We start from the raw sequence: 18,815 nt of genomic DNA on the forward strand, positions 1-18,815 counted from the left end.
AACCGCGTCACCGCCGGAGCACCGCCTCAAGTGCCTCCAGGCACAGTGCGATATTGGCAGGGCGGCTGGAATGCCCCATCAGGCCGATACGCCACACCTTGCCGGCCAGAACCCCCAGCCCGGCCCCGATTTCCAGCCCGAATTCGGTGAGCAGGCGATTGCGCGCAGCTGCTTCATCCACGCCTTCCGGAACCCAGACCGTGTTGAGCTGCGGCAAACGCGCTTCTTCGCGGACAACAAAGCGCAAGCCGAGCGCCGCCAGCCCTGCACGCAGGCGCAAATGGTTGTCCAGATGGCGTTGCCAGACGTTTTCCAGCCCTTCTTCGGCCACCAGTACCAGAGATTCGTGCAGGCCATAGAGTGGATTGACTGGTGCGGTGTGGTGATACGTCCGTTTCGCGCCGCTCCAGTAGCCCAGCACGAGGCTCAAATCCTGGAACCAGCTCTGGCAGGAGGTCTTGCGGTTGCGAATCCGCTCTACCGCCGCGGCGGAAAAACTGACCGGAGAAAGGCCTGGAGCGCTCGACAGACACTTTTGGCTGCCCGAATAGGCCGCATCGATGCCCCATTCGTCGAGCAGCACCGGCACGCCGGCGAGGGACGTCACGCAGTCCATGATCGTCAGTGCCCCGAAACGGCGGGCAATCGCCGCCAGCGTGGCTGCATCGGACAGCGCGCCAGTCGAGGTCTCCGCATGGACGAAGGCCAGCAGTGCCGCATCGGGGTTGGCACGGAAAGCCTCCTCGACCTTGTCCGGATCCACCGCTTCGCCCCATGGATCCTCGACGATCACCGGTACGCCGCCGATCCGACGCACGTTTTCAGCCATACGCTGGCCAAAAACGCCGTTGATGCACACGATGACCTTATCGCCAGGCGCAACCAAATTGACGAAACAGCTCTCCATCCCGACCGAACCCGGTGCCGACAAGGGAAAAGTCAGCTCATTTTCGGTCTGAAAGACGTACCGCAGTAGGCTCTTCAGCTCGTCCATCATGCCGACGAAGGCCGGATCGAGGTGGCCGATGGTAGGCCGGGCCAGCGCGGCGAGCACCCGCGGCGGCACATCCGACGGTCCGGGCCCCATCAACGTGCGGACCGGTGCTTGGAAAGAACGGATTTCGGGACTTGCGACCTTCATGGTTTCTCCTGAAGACAGTCTGAAATACCGCGGGCAGGCCTGCTACTGAGGCCGCCCGTTGGCAGCAATCGTGCGGATGATGCGCACCGTATCCACGTCGGACTCCCGGTACGCGGATTTGACGAATTCGGACACCTGTACCACTTCACCCTCAGCTGCATTCTCCGACAATGTCGTTTCGTACGTGAAACGGAGAAAAATTCTCGTTGAATCAGGGACTTCAAGTCGGATGGTGAGCGTTCCGCCAGCATGCTCGGCGGTCGCCCTCGATTCGAAGCACATCCACTCCTGCGCACGATAGGTGACCGTGTCGCGGATACTGGCCTGCCCGAAGTGGAGGATCCGTTCCACCTGGCCCTCGCTGCGCGACAGGATCTCGCAACGATCCAGCCCCGGCAGGAAAATCCCCGGCTCCTCGATCCGGTACATCAGGCCGGTCCACACCTGCTCGACGCTCAGCAACTCGATGAGTGGATTGAGGGGATTGTTGATCTCGATGAGATGTTCGAAGTGCAAGGAAAAGCTCCTAAGTTCGCCGCGCAGTTTAGCGTCGATTGAAACCGGTCGTCAGCCAGATGCCGGCCAGGATCATCACGATTCCGAGCAGATGGTACAGCTGTGGGACTTCACTGAGAAAAATGGCCGCTAGGATCGTGCTGAAAACCGGCATCAGATGGATGAAAAGTCCGCCTTTGGCCGCCCCAACCTCAGCGACGGCACGGTTGTAGAACACATAACCGAGAAAAGCCGGAAAGATTCCCGTGTAGGCAATGCCGGCAAATGCCGCCGGCACCAGGTGCAGAACCGCTCCCGTGGCCAGTTCATGCCACGCAAAAGGCAGCAGGAGCACCAGGCCGATCGCCGTCAGCGCCGCCAGCAGGGCCATCGGATGCACACCCTGGGGCCGCCAGCGTAGCCCCAGGGTGTACAAAGCCCAGGACAACACCGCTGCCAACATCCAGACATCCCCGACATTGAGGCTCAATCCGGCCAGGATTGCCGGATCGCCGTGGCTGACGATGGTCAGCACGCCACAGAAGGAGACTCCGACACCAAAAAGCTCGAGCCCTTTCGCCCGATGGCCGAGAAACCAGGAGATCGCGATGATCGCGATCGGGATGAAGGAATTCAGCAGTGCCGCATTGGTGGCCGTTGTGTGGGCAAGGGCAATGTAGGCCAGCGTGTTGTAGGCACCGACCCCCAGTATGCCCAGCAGCAGCAGCATCATCCATTGCCGAAGATTCAACCCCTTCAACGTCCGCCGATGCGGCCAGGCGAAGGGCAGGGTCAGCAGGAAAGCCAGAATCCAGCGTCCGACAGCCAAGGAAAATGGAGGGACCAGTTCTCTCATTCCCCGCCCAACCACCATGTTGCCTGACCAGAACAGGACGGTAAGCGTCAGCAGGAGATAGGGATGGCCGAGAAAACGTCGGCTGCGATGATCGGACACGAAAACGGTTTCTGGATGCGTTGACGCGGATTATCAGCGAGAACCGTCCACTCGGACATGGTGATTCCTGTCCAGCCAAACCCGGTTTGGCTGGATGTGGCTCCTCCAGTTCAGCGTGGTGTTTTGTTCTTAGTTTTTCTTTATATATATAAGACTCTGTTTACGGTACACCGCCGTTTTCTGTGGATAACAGAATAAAACCTTTATGATTCAAAATGTTGAATCCTGTAAAAGGTTCTGGAAAACGGCAGGAACAGCACGGGGACAGATTGGGGAGGAAAATTCCGTTTCCCGTGGATCCGTGGCTTGTCCACATTTTCTGCGCCTGTTTACAGTCAGTTTGTACACAGGAAGCCGCTTTCAGAGGGTTTCCGTAAGCGGATATTTGCGGGAAAAGTAGCTGTAGGCCTTGTTCAAGTGGCGTTTGCGCAGGAAGTCGAATTGTTTTTCGGCGATGGACAACTGGTCCCGGAACATCTGGTGCACCAGATAAAGTCCCTGAGGCGTCTTCAACAATTCCTTGGCAAGTCCATGAGACTGATCATCGGAGAGTCCGGTTGCGTCACGTACGACTTGTACGGTTTCCCAGTCTACTTCGATGAAGTCCAGCAAGTCGGTGATCGAAAGCATCGAGATTCCTTTGCGGTCGCCGTGGCTTGTTTGGCACGGGCTCAGGTTGGTAGAGATTGTTGACTGTTTTTCTTTATATATAAGTACTGTTTACGTTTACGCTGCGAGCATTTTTGTGGATAACACAAAAAAACATTTTTTTATCAACAGTTTGACGCGTTGATAAGGATGTCGGAAAGCGACTGCATAGTGTGTGGGAGGATTGTTGAGGAAATTTTGCCTCGCCGCAGAAAGACGCTTTGTGCACAATCTGTCCGCCCGTCCACCCCCGATTTGTCCCCAGTTTTGTCGAAACGTTCGCCCTCTTCCACTCCCGCTGCACCCACCGAGGGCATCTGGGATGTGTTTTGTCCGGTTGTAGATAATTTCGGCGATATCGGCGTGTGCTGGCGCTTGTCCCGGCAACTGGTAGCCGAGTACCCGATTGCCGTGCGCCTGTGGGTGGATGACCTGAAGGTGGCCCGCCGACTGATTCCCCAACTTGATGTGCTCGCCGCCAGCCAACAGGTCGATGGTGTGGAAATTCGTCACTGGAGTGCTCCGCTGCCGGACATCGAACCTGGTGCGGTGGTGATTTCGGCTTTTGCAGGCAATCTTCCCGACGCCTTCCTGCAGGCGATGGCCCGTCGCACTCCGAAACCGGTATGGATAAACCTCGAGTACCTCAGCGCCGAGGATTGGGTCGGCGACTGCCATGGCCTGCCGTCACCGCATCCGCAACTTCCCCTCACGCAGTTCTTCTTCTTTCCCGGCCTGGGGGGAAATTCGGGGGGCTTCATCCGCGAGGCTGATTATTCGGCGCGCCGGACGGCTTTTGTGCCGGCTGTTTTCCTGGCTGCGCTTGATCTGCCGGAACGTCGCCAAAATGAACTTCGGGTCTCCTTGTTTTCATATGAAAACAAGGGCTTGAGAGAGATCATAAAGGCCTGGTCGGCAGGGGATTCGCCCATCACCTGTCTGGTACCGGAAGGGCGGATCCTGCCCGAACTGGCGGCGGAATTCGGGGTGAGTGGCCTGCGTGCGGGCGATCAGTTGCTGTGCGGCCAGCTCGTCGTGCGGATCCTACCCTTCGTCGAGCAGCGGAAATATGACGAATTGCTGTGGGCGTGCGATCTCAATTTCGTGCGTGGCGAGGATTCCTTCGTGCGCGCCCAGTGGGCCGAGATCCCTTTCGTATGGCAGATCTACGTGCAGAAAGAGGATGCGCACCTGGAAAAGTTGCGGGCTTTCCTGGCCCGCTACCAGGAAGGACTCGATCCGGAGCTTGCCGGTGCTTTGTCCGATTTCTGGCTGGCCTGGAACCGGGGGGAAGGCGTGGCGGCGGCCTGGCCCGCGTTTCGGGCGGCGTTACCCGCTCTCAAGACCCACGCTAAGGCATGGTCAGCGCATCTGCAGGAGGGTGGGGATCTCGCCGCGCGGCTGGTGCAATTCTGTAAACTTAAGTTAGAATAATAAGTTACCGTTTATCCGTGGCACGTGCCGCGCAATTTGCAAGCAGGAAATAGCATGAAAACCGCAATGGAACTCCGCTCCGGCAACGTGATCATGGTGGGCAGCGACGCCCTCGTGGTGCAGAAGGCCGAGTACAACAAGTCCGGCCGTAACGCTGCCGTTGTCAAGATGAAGCTCAAGAACCTGCTCACCGGTGCGCCGTCCGAGTCGGTTTACAAGGCGGACGACAAGTTCGAAGTCGTCGTTCTCGATCGCAAGGAAGTTACCTACTCCTACTTTGCCGACCCGATGTACGTTTTCATGGACGCCGAGTACGAACAGTACGAAGTCGAAGCCGAAAACATGACCGATGCGCTGAAGTACCTGATCGACGGCATGCCCTGTGAAGTCGTGTTCTTCAACGGCAAGGCCATCTCCGTGGAACTGCCGACCAGCGTCGTGCGCGAAGTGGAATACACCGAGCCCGCCGTCAAGGGCGATACCTCCGGCAAGGTTCTGAAGCCCGCCCGTATCGCTCCCAGCGGTTTCGAGCTGTCTGTGCCCGCTTTCGTGGAAATCGGCGACAAGATCGAAATCGACACCCGTACCGACGAATACCGCAACCGCGTCAAGTAAGTCGCGGCTGGTCCGGTCCGGTGAAAGGCCACCGTCAGGTGGCCTTTCGTTTTTTTCCGAACAAGCGCCATGGCCCTCAAATCCACCATTTTTCGCGCCACATTGAATGTCTCCGACCTGGATCGGGGCCATTTCGGCGAACATGTGCTGACCCTCGCCCGTCATCCGTCCGAGACCGATGAGCGGATGATGGTGCGTGTGCTGGCTTTTGCACTGCATGCGGACGAACGGCTCGAATTCGGGCGCGGGATTTCCACCGACGACGAGCCAGCCCTGTGGCGAAAGGACGATACGGGGCGCATTCTCGACTGGATCGAGGTCGGTCTGCCGGACGAACGCCTGTTGCGTCGCGCGGCTGGACGGGCCGACCAGGTCACGGTGCTGGCCTACGGTGGTCGTACGGTGGATATCTGGTGGCAGAAGGACGCGGCAACGCTGTCCAAGCTGGCGAATCTGAAGGTGCTGGCGCTGGCCCAGGAAGAATCGAAGGCGCTTGCCGCGCTGGCGTCGCGCAGCATGGAATTGAGCTGCACGGTCCAGGACGGGCAGCTGTGGTTCTCGGCCGGGGATACCACCTTGACGCTCAATCCGCGCTGTATCTACCCGGCGGCATAGGGACGAAGCGTCGTAGCGAGGATGACAAAAGCCTGCCGGAATGCGAATAATGCGCGTACCGGCCTTCAGCCTCGGGGGTCGGACAGATAAATCCCGACAGGAGAGTCCGCATGTCTTCCCCACTGCTTTTCCCGTCCGAGCAGGTCGCCGGTCGCCGCCAGTTCCTGGGTACATCCCTTGGTTTGCTGGCCGCGGCTTCCCTGGGCAGTCTGGCCCGCCCGGTCCAGGCCGCCAGCCCCATCGTGCTGCCTGCGCTGCCCTACGCGGAAAATGCCCTCAATCCGGTCATCAGCGCCAATACGATCGGCTTCCACTACGGCAAGCACCACAAAGCCTATGTGGATAACCTCAACAAGCTGATCGCCGGTTCCGATCTGGCCGATCTGCCCCTCGAAAAGATCATCGCTGCAGTGGCTGGGAAGGCCGACAAGACGGCCATCTTCAACAACGCCGCGCAAACCTGGAACCATACTTTCTACTGGCACAGCCTGCGTCCGAACGGCGGCGGTGAACCGCCCGCAGTGCTGAAACAGCGGATCGAAGCCTCGTTTGGCAGCGTGGACGCGCTGAAGAAGGAGCTCGCCACAGCGGCAACCGGCCAGTTCGGCAGTGGTTGGGCCTGGCTGGTGGCCGACGGCGACAAACTGAAGGTGGTCAAGACCGGCAACGCCGATGTGCCGCTGACAGCCGGATGGAAGCCATTGCTGACCATCGACGTGTGGGAGCACGCGTACTATCTGGATTACCAGAACCGCCGCGCCGACTACGTGAATGCGGTGCTGGACAAGCTGATCAACTGGGAATTCGCGCTCAAGAACCTGGGCTGATTCCGTCGAGAACCCCTGCTGCAGGTGTTTCTGGTGCCGCCGCAGGGGCGTTGTCGTTCCGCTTCAGTCGAGCTGAGTGGCGTCCGGCCCTGCGTGCAGGCGCCGTTGGTGGGTATCAGCGGCGATTTCGGTACGGATCTGCTCCAGAAGCCGGGTTTGATCGTCCCGGTAGAACAGGTTGTAGGCTTCGAACGGGATCATGCGTCCGTCCGGCTGCACCATGTGTACGCAGGACTTCTTCAGCGCTCGCAGGTCCAGGTTGGCGGCATCCATGAACTGCACGATCAGCACGCGGAAGACGTTCTCGTAGCCCAGTTGGGGCGCATCGATCTTCGGCAGGCAGCACAGCAGGTCGGATAGGCAGCGGGCGCCCGATTCCGGCGAGTGATTGGTGGAAAAGAGGCGGAACAGTTGCGCCTTGATGGCTGGATCGCGCTCGAACACGATGGTGTTGGCAGGGCCGGCCAGCAGGGCTTCCGGACCGAGGAAGCGGGTCAGCGGATGGATTTCTCCACCCAGCTTGAGGGCGTAGCCCATGGCCAGGGTGTCCGGGTTGCAGGGAACCGGCACGATGTCGTCCAGGCTGAACAGGCTGGATTGTTCGGCGATGCGGCGGCGGATCTCGCTGAGGGTCAGACGGTGTGTGCCGGCGCTGAAGCCTTCGTTGCGGCCGGCATCTTGGATCGGCTGCAGCGTGACCCCGCGCACACTGGGGCGGGTCAGCGCGTAGCGGATCACATCGCCGATCTCATCGTCGTTGACGCCCTTTTTCAGCGTCATTACCAGGGTTGTGGATAAGTTGTGGCGGTCGAGGGCGTCCAGAGCCTGCTCACGGATGCGCCGCAGGTCAGCGCCGCGCAAGTCCTGCAGCGCGTCGGCGCGTAGGGAGTCGAACTGCAGGTAGATCTCGATTCCCGGCCTGTATCCGGCCAGGCGGGCGGCAAATTCCGGCTCCTGGGCCAGGCGGATGCCGTTGGTGTTCACCATCAGGTGGCGGATCGGCCGGGCTTTGGCGGCGTCGAGGATGGCGAAGAAATCAGGGTGTAGTGTCGGTTCGCCGCCCGACAGTTGCACCACGTCCGGTTCGCCTTCGTTGCGGACCACGGCGTCCAGCATAGCTTCAATGACGGCCAGCGGGCGGTGGCTCAGGCGCTCGGGGCCTGAACCGGCGTAGCACACCGGGCAGCGCAGGTTGCAGTGATCGGTTACTTCCAGAACCGTCAGGCAGGAGTGCTGCATGTGATCGGGGCACAGGCCGCAATCGTAGGGGCAGCCGAATTCCATGCGCGTCGAGAAATTCTCGGGCATTTCCGGCGCCTTCACGTAAACCTCGCGTCCAAGCCGGTAATAGTCTGCGTCGTCGGCGATCAGCACGCGTTCCGTGCCGTGGGCCGGGCACCATTTCTCAAGGAAGACCCGTTCATCCTTGATCAGGATCTTGGCTTCGACGCGGCGCAGGCACTGGGAACACACCGACGTGGTGGTGTCATGGAACAGGTAGGGACGGTTCTTGCGCGACATGGAGGCGACGCCACTGGCGGAGAGTGAGGGGAAGATAGATGGCAAGCGCCACCGCACAGATCCACTGGATGCCGGATAGTCCACCCGGCCATGGGAAGGGGATAGGCTTGAGCGCGTCGATTCCCAGCCGCCACGCCAGATAGGCGGATAGCATCAGCTTGAAGCGCAGTCCGCTGGAGGCTGCTAAAAGCGGGGTAGCCTTGTGCAAAAGCAGCGCGAGCATGCCGGCAAAGGCGATTTCGTAGAGCTGGGTCGGGTGGCGTGGAATGCCGTCGCCAAAGTTGATCGCCCACGGCAGGGAGGTCGGTATGCCGTAGGTGCCGTCGTTGAGGCCGGTGAGGAAGCAGCCGATCCGGCCGATTGCCAGCCCGAGCAGGATCGGCATCACATAGGCATCGCCGGTGGAGGTCCGGATTCCAACCAGTTTCTTGGCGATTTCGGTACCAAGCAGGCCACCCAGTAAGCCGCCGACCATCGACTGTCCGGCAAGGAGCAGGCGCCAGCCGTTAGCTTCACGCAGTAAATGGGGCATTTCCGCCCAGAAAACCAGCTTGTTGCCGATCGCGGCGCCGAGGAGGCAGCTGCATAACACTAGGAAGCGGTGCCCATGCAGCGCGCTATTCGAAGCTGCTTTCTGCCGGCCGCGGAAGAACAGCTGGCTGCCAGCGGCCAGGCCCAGGGCTTCGAAGACCGCGTGGACCGCGTGAGCAGTCGCTGGGTCGCTGATCATGGGGAGGGATCAGTTGGGGGCATATTGTCGCTGCCTCCCGGGTCATCCGTGCCGAGGAGGGATTTCCCTATCAGCCAGGCCGGCCAGCCGAAGAGCAGGATGGACACCAGGCCGATGCCGGCCATCGCCGGCTCACTGGTGCCGAGGACGACACATACACCGCCGGCGAAGACGGAGAGCAGCAGAATGATCAGGACCACGATCTTGATCAGTGTGATGACAATCTTCACCGGACACTCATCCTCTCATTTCCAGTCGCCGCGGAGTTCCGCCACGACGGTTTGCAGACTGGAGACATTCGCAGCAATCGCCGGAAGCGGCGCACCCGCGATCAGCTCGATGCGACTGAACAGACCTCGCCGCAGCGGGCGTGGCAGTGCCGTTCCGTCTTTACGGGAAAACATGCTACCCCACAGACCGCGCAGTGCCAGTGGAACGACGGGAACCGGATTGGTTTCGAGGATACGGGTGACACCAGGGCGGAAAGGGGAGAGCTCACCATCGCCGGTGATCTTGCCTTCAGGGAACAGGCATACCAGCTCGCCGTTGGTCAGCGCTCGGGATACTTCGGTGTAGGCTGCTTCCAGCATGGCAGGGTCTTCCTTCACCGGTGCAATGGGGATGGCGCGGCCATGTCTGAACACGAAGGACAGCAGCGGCCAGCGGAAGATGCGGTGATCCATTACGAAACGGATCGGGCGGCGGCAGGCGGCCGCGATGATCAATGCGTCCACGTAGCTGACGTGATTGCAGATGATCAGCGCAGGGCCTTCCTCGGGAATCCGTTCGATACCGTCGGTGCGCAGGCGATACACAGTGTGTACCAGCAGCCAGACGACAAAGCGCAGCAGAAATTCGGGTACCAGCTTGTAAATGTAGATCGCCACCGCGGCATTCATCAGCGCGGCCACGCCGAACAGGGTCGGGATGGACAGGCCTGCGCTGAGCAGGCTGCCGGCGCCCAGTGCGCCAGCCACCATGAACAGGGCGTTGACAATGTTGTTGGCGGCGATGACCCGCGCCCGCTGCGCGGGTGCGGAGCGGGTCTGCATCATCGCGTAGAGGGGCACGATGAAGAAGCCGCCGAAGACGCCAAGCATCGTCAGGGCCAGCAGTACGTGGAGTGTTCCTGGCTGGCTCAGTACATCGCTGATTGGCAGCGGAGCGCCGCTGGGCATGACTGCAGGGGACGCCCAGGCCAGGTCGAGGCCGAAGAGCGTCAAGCCGATGGACCCAAAAGGAACGAGGCCGATTTCCACGTGGCCGCCGGAGAGCTTTTCGCACAGAAGTGAACCCAGGCCGATGCCGACCGTGAAGGTGGCGAGAAGCAGTGTGACGGTGCCTTCGCCACCGCCGAGAATCGATTTGGCGTAGGCAGGAAACTGGGCGAGAAACAGCGCGCCGTACAGCCAGAACCAGGAAATCCCCATGATCGCCAGGAAAACAGTGCGGTTCTGCCGGGCGAAGCCGATGTTGCGCCAGGTCTCGGTGAGCGGGTTGGGATTGACGCGCAGTTCCGGATCCGGCGCCGGTGCGGGAGGAACGCCACGACTGGTCAGGTAGCCGGCGATGGCAACCACCAGTCCGCCACCGGCGATCCACAATTCGCCGTGTTCGGCGGATGCGAGTAGCCCGCCGATCAGGGTGCCGACGAGTATTGCCACAAAGGTCCCGGCTTCGATCAATGCATTGCCGCCGACCAGTTCGTCCTCACGAAGATGCTGGGGTAGCAGGGCGTACTTGACTGGTCCGAACAGGGTCGAGTGGCAGCCGAGTAGGAACAGTGCGCCGAACAGCACCGGCAGGCTGTGCAGCAGGAAACCCGTCAGTGCGACCAGCATGATGGCGATTTCCAGCACTTTGACCAGCCGGGTCAGGTAGGCCTTGTCGTATTTGTCGGCCAGCTGGCCGGCACTGGCCGAGAACAGGAAGAACGGCAGGATGAAGATGCCGGCCGCCAGGTTGGCCAGCAGCGCCGGCGCGATGCTCGTCCAGTTGGCAGCCTGGAAAGTCAGCAGCACGACGAGCGCATTCTTGAACAGGTTGTCGTTGAAGGCGCCGAGGAACTGGGTCAGGAAGAAAGGCAGAAAGCGCTTTTCCTTCAGTAGGCCGAACTGGGAGTGAGGTTGCCTGACGCTTTGGGACGAAGGACGATCCGGCTGTGAGCTCATGCGTGGGTCCGATCGGGGAATAGGGGGGATTCGACGCATCCGGCCCCGCGATGGCGGGTACTGGTGGGTAATGATGGAGACGGTTGGTTGGTCATGGCCTGGATGTCTCGGCAGCTTCTGTTGAGCCCGCTCCGACAACGATCCGTGCGGCTTTTTCCATCCGGATGCGGGTGCGGAAGCTCTCGAGCTGGGCATCGAGATGGGGCAGCAGATCGTCTGACTGCCAGCCGGAAGCCCTCGGCCCGTGCCTGGCGTGCCCCTTCGGACAGGATCACCTGCGGTGCCGTGCCTTTGACCTGGCTGGTGCCGGGGGCCCGGAACAGCAGGCTGCGGCTGGAGACATCGAAAACCGATGCATCCACCAGGGTATTGACATCGTACTGGTTGCCGTTGATCAGGTAGGAGCCGACGATGGTCCAGTACAGCAGCGAAAGGCGGTTGGTGTCAGTGAATTGGACCTGGTCATAGGACAGCAGCACGACCACGTCCACGTTGAACATCCGGGCGGCCTGTTCCAGATTGCCAAAACCGCCGCGGGAACGCAGGTAGTTGGATGGAATGGTCTCGATCTTGGCGATGTAGGGGCGGTTGGCGAAGGCTGCCTTGACCCGGTCGATGAGCTGGTTGCGGTCGCTTTCGCCGAGGTTGGAGTAATTGTCGCCCGGTACAAAGGCGATGCCGACCCGTAGCGGGAGATGCAGTTCGGGCAGGCTCGGCTTGAGGGCCGGCTTGTCGCCCTGGGGATACAGGTATTCGACGACCGATCCGCGTTCCGCAGTGCGGTGCTGGTTGTTGAACCAGGATGCACAGCCGGCAAGTGCGGCGGACGACAGCATGATTGCAATCCAACGGACAGGTTTCATCAGCGGACTCCTTCAGGTGTTTCGATCAGGCCTGTTCGGCCCATTGTTTCAGCGTGACGTAATCGATCTTTCCGGTACCCAGCAGCGGTAGGGTCTCGACGACGATGATCTGGCGCGGCACGGCGATCTCCGGCCAGCCGCCATCCCGCGCGGCGGTCTGCAGGTGTTCACGGGTCAGGTTCCTGTCTGTCGTGTACAGCAGGATGGTTTCGCCCCGGGCTGCGTCAGGGCGGGTCGAGGCCGCATGCTGGGCCGTGGGGGAACTGGTATTGGCCAGCTTCTCGACGACTTCCAGGGACACCATTTCGCCGGCAACCTTGGCAAAGCGCTTGATACGCCCGACGATCTTCACGAAGCCGTCCGTGTCGATATCCACCACGTCACCCGTCTCGTACCAGCCGTCGCCGGCCGCCGATGCCGGCGCCTGCAGTACGCCGGGGGCTTCGACGCGCAGATAGCCGGACATCAGGTTTGGGCATTTCACGTGCAACATGCCGCCGCTCGGAATGCCCGGTACTGCCACCAGCTTGTGCTGAACGCCGGGCAGGAATTGGCCGACTGTGCCGCTACGGAAGGCCATCGGCGTGTTAACCGCCAGCACCGGGGCCGTTTCGGTGGCGCCGTAGCCTTCGAAGATGCGGATGCCGAACTTTTCGAACCACAGGTCGCGCACCGGGGTTGCCAGTTTTTCGGCACCGGCGATGACGTAGCGCAGGCGATAGAAATCGTAGGGGTGGGCGAACTTGGCGTAATTGCCGAGGAAGGTGCTGGTGCCGAGCAGCACGGTGCAGTTGCGGTCGTAGGCCAGTTCCGGAATCACCCGGTAGTGCAGCGGCGACGGATAGAGGAAGACCTTGGCACCGCTCAACACCGGCAGCAGCGCGCCGGCGGTGAGGCCAAAGGAGTGGAACAGTGGCAGTGCATTGAGGATCTTGTCGTCGATCGACAGATCGACGACCGCGCGGATCTGCGCGACGTTGGCCAGCAGTGCCCGGTGGGAGAGAACGACGCCCTTCGGCTTGCCCTCCGAACCGGACGTGAAGAGCACCACCGCGGGGTCTTCCGGCGATCCGGCCGGCAGGGCCGTGCGCGGGAAACGCAGCGCCCACAGCACCAGCCACAGCTTGTCGCCAAGGCCGATCTTCTCGCGCAGGTCTTCGAGGTAGATCACCCGAACGTCGCGGAGTGCGGCGAGCTTGTCGGCCAGCTTGGCCTGCTCAATGAAGGCACGGGAGGTTACGATGGTTCGGATCTGCGCTGCCGTGCAGGCCGTTTGCATGCCCTCCGTGCCGGCCGTGTAATTGAGCATCGCAGCGACACGGCGGTGGGCGGTCAGGCCGAAGACCAGGCCGAGGGTGGCGGTGAGGTTGGGCAACAGCAGGCCGACTGCCTCGCTCTGCCGGCTTTCCCGCGCTACCAGGCGGCCGAGGGCGAGGGCCATCTTGATCAGATCGCCGTAGCTGTATTCGATCTGCTTCAGGTCTTCGAGCAGACGGTGCTTGTTTCCCTGGATGTCGGCCGCATCGAGGAGCGTCTCGAAAAGCGTCTGGTCGGGGCGGGTTGCGAAGATCAATTCCTGCATCAGCTGACGCATGGCTTCGCCAGCCTTGCGCCGCCGCACGCGGGCGGTGGCGCCGTCGGGCATCGGCAAGCGGGTCGTTGGCTGGATGTTCAGCATGATCCGCGGAAACAGCCGCCGCGGCACATGGGATGCGAGGCGCGAGAAATAGGTGCGGGAAGCGCCATCGATGCGGACCGGCAGGATCGTTGCCCCGGTCTTGGCCGCTACGAAGGCCGGGCCATCGTAGGTTTTCATCAGGCTGCCGGTCGTCGTGATGCGCCCTTCCGGGAAGATCACCACCGGCCGCCCGCTCTCTATGAGCCGGATGACCTTCTTCATTGCCATCGGGCTGGTCGGATCGACCGCGAGGTAGTCCACCAGTGACAGCGCAATACGGAAGAACGGATTCTGCGCAATGCTGGTGTGGACTACGAAGACCGGATCGAAGGGCAGGAACAGTCCCAACAGCAGGCCGTCGAGGAAGGACTCATGGTTGGCGATGATAAGCAGACGTTCATGTCGCTCTGCCGGGGTGCCGATGAGACGGACGCGGAACAGCAATGTGGCAAGACTGCGAAGGATGGCCTTGATGAACGATCGCATGGTGGTGGGAACGGCTCAGAGGTTGGTGGAGAGGTAGTCCAGCACGGTGCCGAGGGTGTCCTGCAGATAGGCTTTGTTCACATGGAAGTAGATTTCCTTGCCTTCCCGCTCAGCGATAAGTACCCGCGATTCCCGCAATACCTTCAAGTGGTGGGACACCGTCGAGCGCGCCAGAGTGGACACTTCGGCAATCTGGCCGACGTTGAGGCGCTCGCCGGGCTCGAAGGTCAGCAAGATGCGCTGACGGTGTTCGTCGCCAAGTGCGCTGAATACGGCGGATATCTCACGCCATTCCTCAGGAATGGCGAGGGAGTAATTATTTTTCATGTCGACAATAATCGATATGTTTATGGAATTTGTCAATGGGGGAATCCATGAAAAAACATATTCCACGGACACTCCGAGTGCATGCTGCGGTGCCGCGGCGATTGACTTGGCTGCGGTTAACCCCTATCATCCACATGTTTTTCGTACGGCGGACGGCGCAACACCCGACGTGCCACGCAGAGAGCCAATGTTTAAAGCGGTATTCCTGCAGATAGGCGCGACGATTCTGGCGGCATTGATCGCTGGAGCATTTTCAGGGGTGCGCGGTGCGTTGTCGGCGGCGTTGGGAGGCGCAGCCTGTGTTCTTCCCAATTTGTTTTTCGCCCTGCGTCTGCACGCGGTTTCCAAGCGTCCAGCAGCGTCGTACCCGCTTGCGTTTTTTGTTGGCGAGTTCTTGAAGATCGCGTCAACCGTAGGATTGTTGGCGACCGTTCGACTCGTGTATCCAGACGTCCATTGGTTGGCGTTGTTTCTCGGGTTGGTCGTGGCGCTGAAGGCGAATTTATTTGCATTTTTGGTGAAGACCTGACCATGAGCACTGGCCACGAAGCACACGCCCCTACCGCGGGTGAATACATTGTCCACCACTTGACCCACTTCAATTCGACTGGTCACGCCCAGAGCGCGATCATCGACTGGAGCGTGTGGAACGTCGATACGCTGTTTTTCTCCATCGGTCTCGGCATCGTCACGCTGCTGATTCTGATCAAGGCCGCTGGTGCCGCCACTTCCGGCGTGCCGGGCCGATTCCAGGCTGCCATCGAAATCCTCGTCGAAATGGTTGCCGACCAGGCCAAGGGCATCGTGCATAGCGCCGAATCCCGCAAGTTCGTAGCGCCTGTCGCATTGACCGTGTTCTTCTGGATCTTCCTGATGAACTCCATGGACTTCCTGCCGGTCGATCTGCTGCCCAAGATCTGGGCGCTGATTTCCGGTGACGAGCACGCCTTCCTGCGTGTCGTGCCGACCGCCGACCTGAACGGTACCCTCGGCATGTCCGTTGGCGTGCTGCTGATCTGTCTGTACTACAACATCAAGATCAAAGGCTTCGGCGGCTGGGTGCATGAGCTCTTCACTGCCCCCTTCGGCTCCCATCCCCTGCTGTATCCGGTCAATTTCCTGATGCAGATGATCGAATTCCTGGCCAAGACCGTTTCTCACGGCATGCGGCTGTTCGGCAACATGTACGCTGGCGAGCTGGTGTTCATGCTGATCGCGCTGATGGGCGGCACCGCCACCGTCTTCGGTTTCCTCGGTCACATTGTTGCCGGTTCCATCTGGGCCGTCTTCCACATCCTGATCGTCGCGCTGCAGGCTTTCATCTTCATGATGCTGACCCTGGTGTATATCGGCCAGGCCCACGAAAGCCACTAAGCAGTCCCGGTTTCAAGTTTCAATTTGCAGTTTTAGTTTCAATTTAAATCATCTCAACTAAAGGAGTCGTCATGGAACACGTTCTTGGTTTTGTTGCTCTGGCCGCTGGTCTGATCATTGGTCTGGGTGCTATCGGTGCCTGTATCGGTATCGGCATCATGGGTAGCAAGTACCTCGAAGCATCCGCCCGTCAGCCCGAACTGATGAACGCCCTGCAGACCAAGATGTTCCTGCTGGCCGGTCTGATCGACGCTGCGTTCCTGATCGGCGTCGGTATCGCCATGATGTTTGCGTTCGCCAACCCGTTCAAGATCTAAGTTTCGCGGTTCAACCTGACTAAAGGAAGATTACCGTGAATTTGAACGCAACCCTGGTAGCCCAGCTCGTTGTGTTCTTCATTCTGGCGTGGGTCACGATGAAGTTCGTGTGGCCCCCCATTGTGAAGGCACTCGATGAGCGCGCGAAGAAGATCGCCGACGGGCTGGCGGCTGCGGACAAGGCGAAGAGCGAACTCGCTCATGCCGAGAAGAAAGTCGTTGAAGAGCTGCGCAAGGCTCGCGAGTCCGCCACGGACGTGCGTGCCTCTGCTGAAAAGCAGGCTGCCACCTTCCTCGATGAAGCTCGCGCCGAAGCCGCCCGTATCATTGCCCAGGCCCGTGAAGCCGCCGAAGCCGAAGCCGGTGTCGCTGCTCAACGCGCCAAGGAAGCCCTGCGTGATCAGGTCGCCCAACTCGCCGTCGCTGGCGCCGAGAAGATTCTCCGCAAGGAAATCAACGCTCAGGCCCATGCCGATCTGCTGGCCAACCTGAAACAGGAACTTCAATAAGCCATGGCCGAGAACGTCACCATCGCACGCCCCTATGCTGAAGCGGCCTTTCAGCTCGCTTCCGCGGGCAACGCGCTGGGGCCTTGGTCGGAAGCACTTGATCGTCTGGCTACCGTAGCCAGCGATACGCAAATGCGGGATTGCATCGCCGATCCCAAGCTCCTGCCGGAACAACTGGCAGGGCTTTTCCTCGATATCGCCGGTGCCGGACTGTCTGCTGATCAGCAGAACTATGTCCGTGTCTTGGTCGAGAACGAGCGTCTGCAAGTGCTTCCCGAGATCCGTGACCTGTTCGTTGAACTCAAGAACGAACACGAAGGTGTCAAGGAGGCGAACATCACCTCCGCCTTCCCGATGGACGATGCCACGCTGAACGCACTGGTTGCCGACCTTGAAGCCCGCTTCAAGGCCAAGCTCAATGTGACTGTCAGCGTCGACCCCGAATTGATTGGTGGGGTGAAGATCGCCGTTGGGGATGAAGTCATCGACGCCTCGGTCCGCGGCAAGCTCGCGAACATGGCCGCCGCGCTAAAGAACTAGGAGCATAAGCAATGCAACTCAACCCCTCTGAAATCAGTGACCTGATCAAGAGTCGGATTCAGAACCTGCAGCTGTCCGCGAATGCCCGCACCGAGGGTACCGTGGTTTCAGTGACCGACGGTATCTGCCGTATCCACGGCCTCTCCGATGCCATGCAGGGCGAAATGCTGGAATTCCCCGGCAACGTTTTCGGCCTCGCCATGAACCTCGAGCGCGACTCCGTCGGCGCTGTGGTGCTGGGTGAGTACGAAGGCATTTCCGAAGGCGACACTGTCAAGTGTACTGGTCGCATTCTGGAAGTTCCCGTTGGTCCCGAGCTGGTTGGCCGTGTGGTCAACTCCCTGGGCCAGCCGATCGATGGCAAGGGCCCGATCAACGCCAAGGTCACCGAGCCGATCGAAAAGGTCGCTCCGGGCGTCATCTGGCGTAAGTCGGTGTCCCAGCCGGTGCAAACCGGTCTGAAGTCCGTCGATTCCATGGTTCCTGTCGGTCGTGGCCAGCGCGAGCTGATCATCGGCGACCGTCAGACCGGTAAGACTGCCGTTGCGGTTGATGCGATCATCAACCAAAAGGGCGAAAACATGATTTGTATCTACGTTGCGGTCGGTCAGAAGGCTTCGACCATCGCCAACGTGGTCCGCAAGCTGGAAGAAAACGGCGCCCTGGAATACACCATCGTCGTTGCCGCCACCGCTTCCGAGTCCGCTGCGATGCAGTACATCGCTCCGTACTCCGGCTGCACCATGGGCGAATACTTCCGCGACCGCGGTCAAGATGCCCTGATCGTCTATGACGATCTGACCAAGCAAGCTTGGGCCTACCGTCAGGTTTCCCTGCTGCTGCGTCGTCCTCCCGGCCGTGAAGCTTACCCTGGCGACGTGTTCTACCTGCACTCCCGTCTGCTCGAACGCGCTGCCCGCGTGTCCGAAGAGTACGTTGAGCAATACACGAAGGGTGAAGTCAAGGGCAAGACCGGTTCGCTGACCGCTCTCCCCGTGATCGAAACCCAGGCCGGTGACGTTTCCGCGTTCGTTCCGACCAACGTGATTTCGATTACCGACGGCCAGATCTTCCTGGAAACCGACCTTTTCAACGCTGGTATCCGTCCCGCCATCAACGCGGGTATTTCGGTGTCCCGCGTGGGTGGCGCTGCCCAGACCAAGATCATCAAGAAGCTCGGCGGCGGTGTGCGTCTGGCACTGGCCCAGTACCGTGAGCTGGCTGCGTTCGCGCAGTTCGCTTCCGATCTGGACGAAGCCACCCGCAAGCAGCTTGAGCGCGGTCGTCTCGTTACGGAACTGATGAAGCAGCAGCAGTACGCGCCGCTGTCGGTTTCCGAAATGGCGATCACTCTGTTCGCAGTCGAGAAGGGCGCTTTCGACGATGTCGAAGTCAAGCGTGCCCTCGCTTGCGAAGCCGCGATGCACCAGTACGTGAAGACCAAGGCCGCCGATCTGGTTGCCAAGATCGAAGCGACCAAGGACCTCGACGCCGAAGGCAACAAGCAACTCGCCGCCGTCATCGAAGAGTTCAAGAAGAGCTGGGCTTAACGCGGGCATACGGAGAGCA

21 protein-coding genes are annotated in these 18,815 nt (G+C 60.5%); 10 read left to right on the plus strand and 11 right to left on the minus strand.

The window, feature by feature from the left end:
* Nucleotides 1-7: 7 nt before the first annotated feature.
* From AC1PQG_RS24510 to AC1PQG_RS24525, 4 genes are all read right to left on the minus strand, one after another.
* Nucleotides 8-1,054, minus strand: coding sequence for a pyridoxal-phosphate-dependent aminotransferase family protein (locus tag AC1PQG_RS24510; protein WP_481120340.1), 1,047 nt, complete (start codon nt 1,052-1,054; stop codon nt 8-10).
* Between the two features lie 129 nt (nt 1,055-1,183).
* Nucleotides 1,184-1,657: an SRPBCC family protein gene (locus tag AC1PQG_RS24515; protein WP_481120341.1), complete on the minus strand. Its 474-nt coding sequence runs from the start codon at nt 1,655-1,657 to the stop codon at nt 1,184-1,186.
* Nucleotides 1,658-1,685: 28 nt separating this feature from the next.
* Entirely contained in the window at nt 1,686-2,591 is a 906-nt protein-coding gene (locus tag AC1PQG_RS24520) for a DMT family transporter (protein WP_481120342.1), read from the minus strand.
* Nucleotides 2,592-2,951: 360 nt separating this feature from the next.
* Nucleotides 2,952-3,221, minus strand: a complete 270-nt coding sequence (locus tag AC1PQG_RS24525; protein WP_481120343.1) for a hypothetical protein — start codon at nt 3,219-3,221, stop codon at nt 2,952-2,954.
* A 285-nt stretch (nt 3,222-3,506) separates the two neighbouring features.
* Between AC1PQG_RS24525 and earP the strand changes: the two genes are divergently transcribed.
* The 4 genes from earP (at nt 3,507) to AC1PQG_RS24545 (ending at nt 6,730) form a co-directional block, all read left to right on the plus strand.
* Complete coding sequence (gene earP, locus AC1PQG_RS24530) at nt 3,507-4,673, plus strand: elongation factor P maturation arginine rhamnosyltransferase EarP (RefSeq protein WP_481120344.1); 1,167 nt, start codon at nt 3,507-3,509, stop codon at nt 4,671-4,673.
* A gap of 54 nt (nt 4,674-4,727) precedes the next feature.
* On the plus strand, nt 4,728-5,288 hold the full coding sequence (gene efp / locus AC1PQG_RS24535) for an elongation factor P (RefSeq protein WP_374480639.1): 561 nt from the start codon (nt 4,728-4,730) through the stop codon (nt 5,286-5,288).
* A gap of 69 nt (nt 5,289-5,357) precedes the next feature.
* Nucleotides 5,358-5,903: a YaeQ family protein gene (locus AC1PQG_RS24540; protein WP_481120345.1), complete on the plus strand. Its 546-nt coding sequence runs from the start codon at nt 5,358-5,360 to the stop codon at nt 5,901-5,903.
* A 110-nt stretch (nt 5,904-6,013) separates the two neighbouring features.
* Nucleotides 6,014-6,730 carry a superoxide dismutase gene (locus AC1PQG_RS24545; protein WP_481120346.1) on the plus strand — a complete coding sequence of 239 codons (717 nt, stop codon included), beginning with the start codon at nt 6,014-6,016 and terminating at the stop codon, nt 6,728-6,730.
* A 63-nt stretch (nt 6,731-6,793) separates the two neighbouring features.
* Here AC1PQG_RS24545 and AC1PQG_RS24550 read toward each other — a convergent pair whose 3' ends face one another.
* The 7 genes from AC1PQG_RS24550 to AC1PQG_RS24580 are packed head-to-tail and all read right to left on the minus strand — an operon-like array spanning nt 6,794 to nt 14,506.
* Entirely contained in the window at nt 6,794-8,251 is a 1,458-nt protein-coding gene (locus AC1PQG_RS24550; protein WP_481120347.1) for a radical SAM protein, read from the minus strand.
* Entirely contained in the window at nt 8,217-8,981 is a 765-nt protein-coding gene (locus AC1PQG_RS24555) for a prolipoprotein diacylglyceryl transferase (protein WP_481120348.1), read from the minus strand. Before AC1PQG_RS24555 ends, AC1PQG_RS24550 begins: the two co-directional genes overlap by 35 nt.
* Nucleotides 8,978-9,211 (minus strand): hypothetical protein, encoded by a 234-nt coding sequence (locus tag AC1PQG_RS24560; protein WP_481120349.1) that lies wholly within the window; start codon nt 9,209-9,211, stop codon nt 8,978-8,980. Before AC1PQG_RS24560 ends, AC1PQG_RS24555 begins: the two co-directional genes overlap by 4 nt.
* Nucleotides 9,212-9,226: 15 nt before the next feature.
* Nucleotides 9,227-11,152, minus strand: coding sequence for an MFS transporter (locus tag AC1PQG_RS24565; protein ID WP_481120350.1), 1,926 nt, complete (start codon nt 11,150-11,152; stop codon nt 9,227-9,229).
* Nucleotides 11,149-12,015, minus strand: a complete 867-nt coding sequence (rhlP, locus tag AC1PQG_RS24570) for a rhombotarget lipoprotein (RefSeq protein WP_481120351.1) — start codon at nt 12,013-12,015, stop codon at nt 11,149-11,151. The genes AC1PQG_RS24565 and rhlP overlap by 4 nt, the downstream gene beginning before the upstream one ends.
* 25 nt (nt 12,016-12,040) lie before the next feature.
* A complete protein-coding gene (aas, locus tag AC1PQG_RS24575; protein ID WP_481120352.1) occupies nt 12,041-14,179 on the minus strand; it encodes a bifunctional acyl-ACP--phospholipid O-acyltransferase/long-chain-fatty-acid--ACP ligase in 2,139 nt (712 codons plus the stop codon).
* Between the two features lie 15 nt (nt 14,180-14,194).
* On the minus strand, nt 14,195-14,506 hold the full coding sequence (locus AC1PQG_RS24580; RefSeq protein ID WP_481120353.1) for an ArsR/SmtB family transcription factor: 312 nt from the start codon (nt 14,504-14,506) through the stop codon (nt 14,195-14,197).
* Here AC1PQG_RS24580 and AC1PQG_RS24585 point away from each other — a divergent pair.
* The 6 genes from AC1PQG_RS24585 (at nt 14,505) to atpA (ending at nt 18,796) form a co-directional block, all read left to right on the plus strand.
* Entirely contained in the window at nt 14,505-15,035 is a 531-nt protein-coding gene (locus AC1PQG_RS24585) for an ATP synthase subunit I (RefSeq protein ID WP_481120354.1), read from the plus strand. The two genes, AC1PQG_RS24580 and AC1PQG_RS24585, sit on opposite strands and share 2 nt — an antisense overlap.
* A gap of 2 nt (nt 15,036-15,037) precedes the next feature.
* On the plus strand, nt 15,038-15,880 hold the full coding sequence (gene atpB / locus AC1PQG_RS24590) for a F0F1 ATP synthase subunit A (protein WP_481116569.1): 843 nt from the start codon (nt 15,038-15,040) through the stop codon (nt 15,878-15,880).
* A 71-nt stretch (nt 15,881-15,951) separates the two neighbouring features.
* Complete coding sequence (atpE, locus tag AC1PQG_RS24595) at nt 15,952-16,197, plus strand: F0F1 ATP synthase subunit C (RefSeq protein ID WP_079434620.1); 246 nt, start codon at nt 15,952-15,954, stop codon at nt 16,195-16,197.
* Between the two features lie 35 nt (nt 16,198-16,232).
* Nucleotides 16,233-16,706, plus strand: coding sequence for a F0F1 ATP synthase subunit B (locus tag AC1PQG_RS24600; RefSeq protein WP_481116570.1), 474 nt, complete (start codon nt 16,233-16,235; stop codon nt 16,704-16,706).
* 3 nt (nt 16,707-16,709) lie between these two features.
* Nucleotides 16,710-17,246 (plus strand): F0F1 ATP synthase subunit delta, encoded by a 537-nt coding sequence (locus tag AC1PQG_RS24605; RefSeq protein WP_481120355.1) that lies wholly within the window; start codon nt 16,710-16,712, stop codon nt 17,244-17,246.
* An 11-nt stretch (nt 17,247-17,257) separates the two neighbouring features.
* The gene (gene atpA / locus AC1PQG_RS24610; RefSeq protein WP_481120356.1) at nt 17,258-18,796 is read left to right on the plus strand and encodes a F0F1 ATP synthase subunit alpha; all 1,539 of its coding nucleotides are present in this window, start codon (nt 17,258-17,260) and stop codon (nt 18,794-18,796) included.
* The last annotated feature ends 19 nt before the right edge of the window (nt 18,797-18,815 follow it).

The sequence above is a fragment of the Zoogloea sp. GDB6 genome (genome assembly GCF_056724105.1).

Excerpts from the sequence above, each read along its gene's own strand:
- AC1PQG_RS24550 (WP_481120347.1), bottom strand. The coding sequence starts at position 8,251 with ATGTCGCGCAAGAACCGTCCCTACCTGTTCCATGACACCACCACGTCG.
- AC1PQG_RS24585 (WP_481120354.1), top strand. The coding sequence starts at position 14,505 with ATGTCGACAATAATCGATATGTTTATGGAATTTGTCAATGGGGGAATC.
- AC1PQG_RS24580 (WP_481120353.1), bottom strand. The coding sequence starts at position 14,506 with ATGAAAAATAATTACTCCCTCGCCATTCCTGAGGAATGGCGTGAGATA.
- atpB (WP_481116569.1), top strand. The coding sequence starts at position 15,038 with ATGAGCACTGGCCACGAAGCACACGCCCCTACCGCGGGTGAATACATT.
- AC1PQG_RS24565 (WP_481120350.1), bottom strand. The coding sequence starts at position 11,152 with ATGAGCTCACAGCCGGATCGTCCTTCGTCCCAAAGCGTCAGGCAACCT.
- AC1PQG_RS24605 (WP_481120355.1), top strand. The coding sequence starts at position 16,710 with ATGGCCGAGAACGTCACCATCGCACGCCCCTATGCTGAAGCGGCCTTT.
- efp (WP_374480639.1), top strand. The coding sequence starts at position 4,728 with ATGAAAACCGCAATGGAACTCCGCTCCGGCAACGTGATCATGGTGGGC.
- AC1PQG_RS24555 (WP_481120348.1), bottom strand. The coding sequence starts at position 8,981 with ATGATCAGCGACCCAGCGACTGCTCACGCGGTCCACGCGGTCTTCGAA.
- AC1PQG_RS24545 (WP_481120346.1), top strand. The coding sequence starts at position 6,014 with ATGTCTTCCCCACTGCTTTTCCCGTCCGAGCAGGTCGCCGGTCGCCGC.
- AC1PQG_RS24525 (WP_481120343.1), bottom strand. The coding sequence starts at position 3,221 with ATGCTTTCGATCACCGACTTGCTGGACTTCATCGAAGTAGACTGGGAA.
- atpE (WP_079434620.1), top strand. The coding sequence starts at position 15,952 with ATGGAACACGTTCTTGGTTTTGTTGCTCTGGCCGCTGGTCTGATCATT.
- rhlP (WP_481120351.1), bottom strand. The coding sequence starts at position 12,015 with ATGAAACCTGTCCGTTGGATTGCAATCATGCTGTCGTCCGCCGCACTT.
- AC1PQG_RS24540 (WP_481120345.1), top strand. The coding sequence starts at position 5,358 with ATGGCCCTCAAATCCACCATTTTTCGCGCCACATTGAATGTCTCCGAC.
- aas (WP_481120352.1), bottom strand. The coding sequence starts at position 14,179 with ATGCGATCGTTCATCAAGGCCATCCTTCGCAGTCTTGCCACATTGCTG.
- atpA (WP_481120356.1), top strand. The coding sequence starts at position 17,258 with ATGCAACTCAACCCCTCTGAAATCAGTGACCTGATCAAGAGTCGGATT.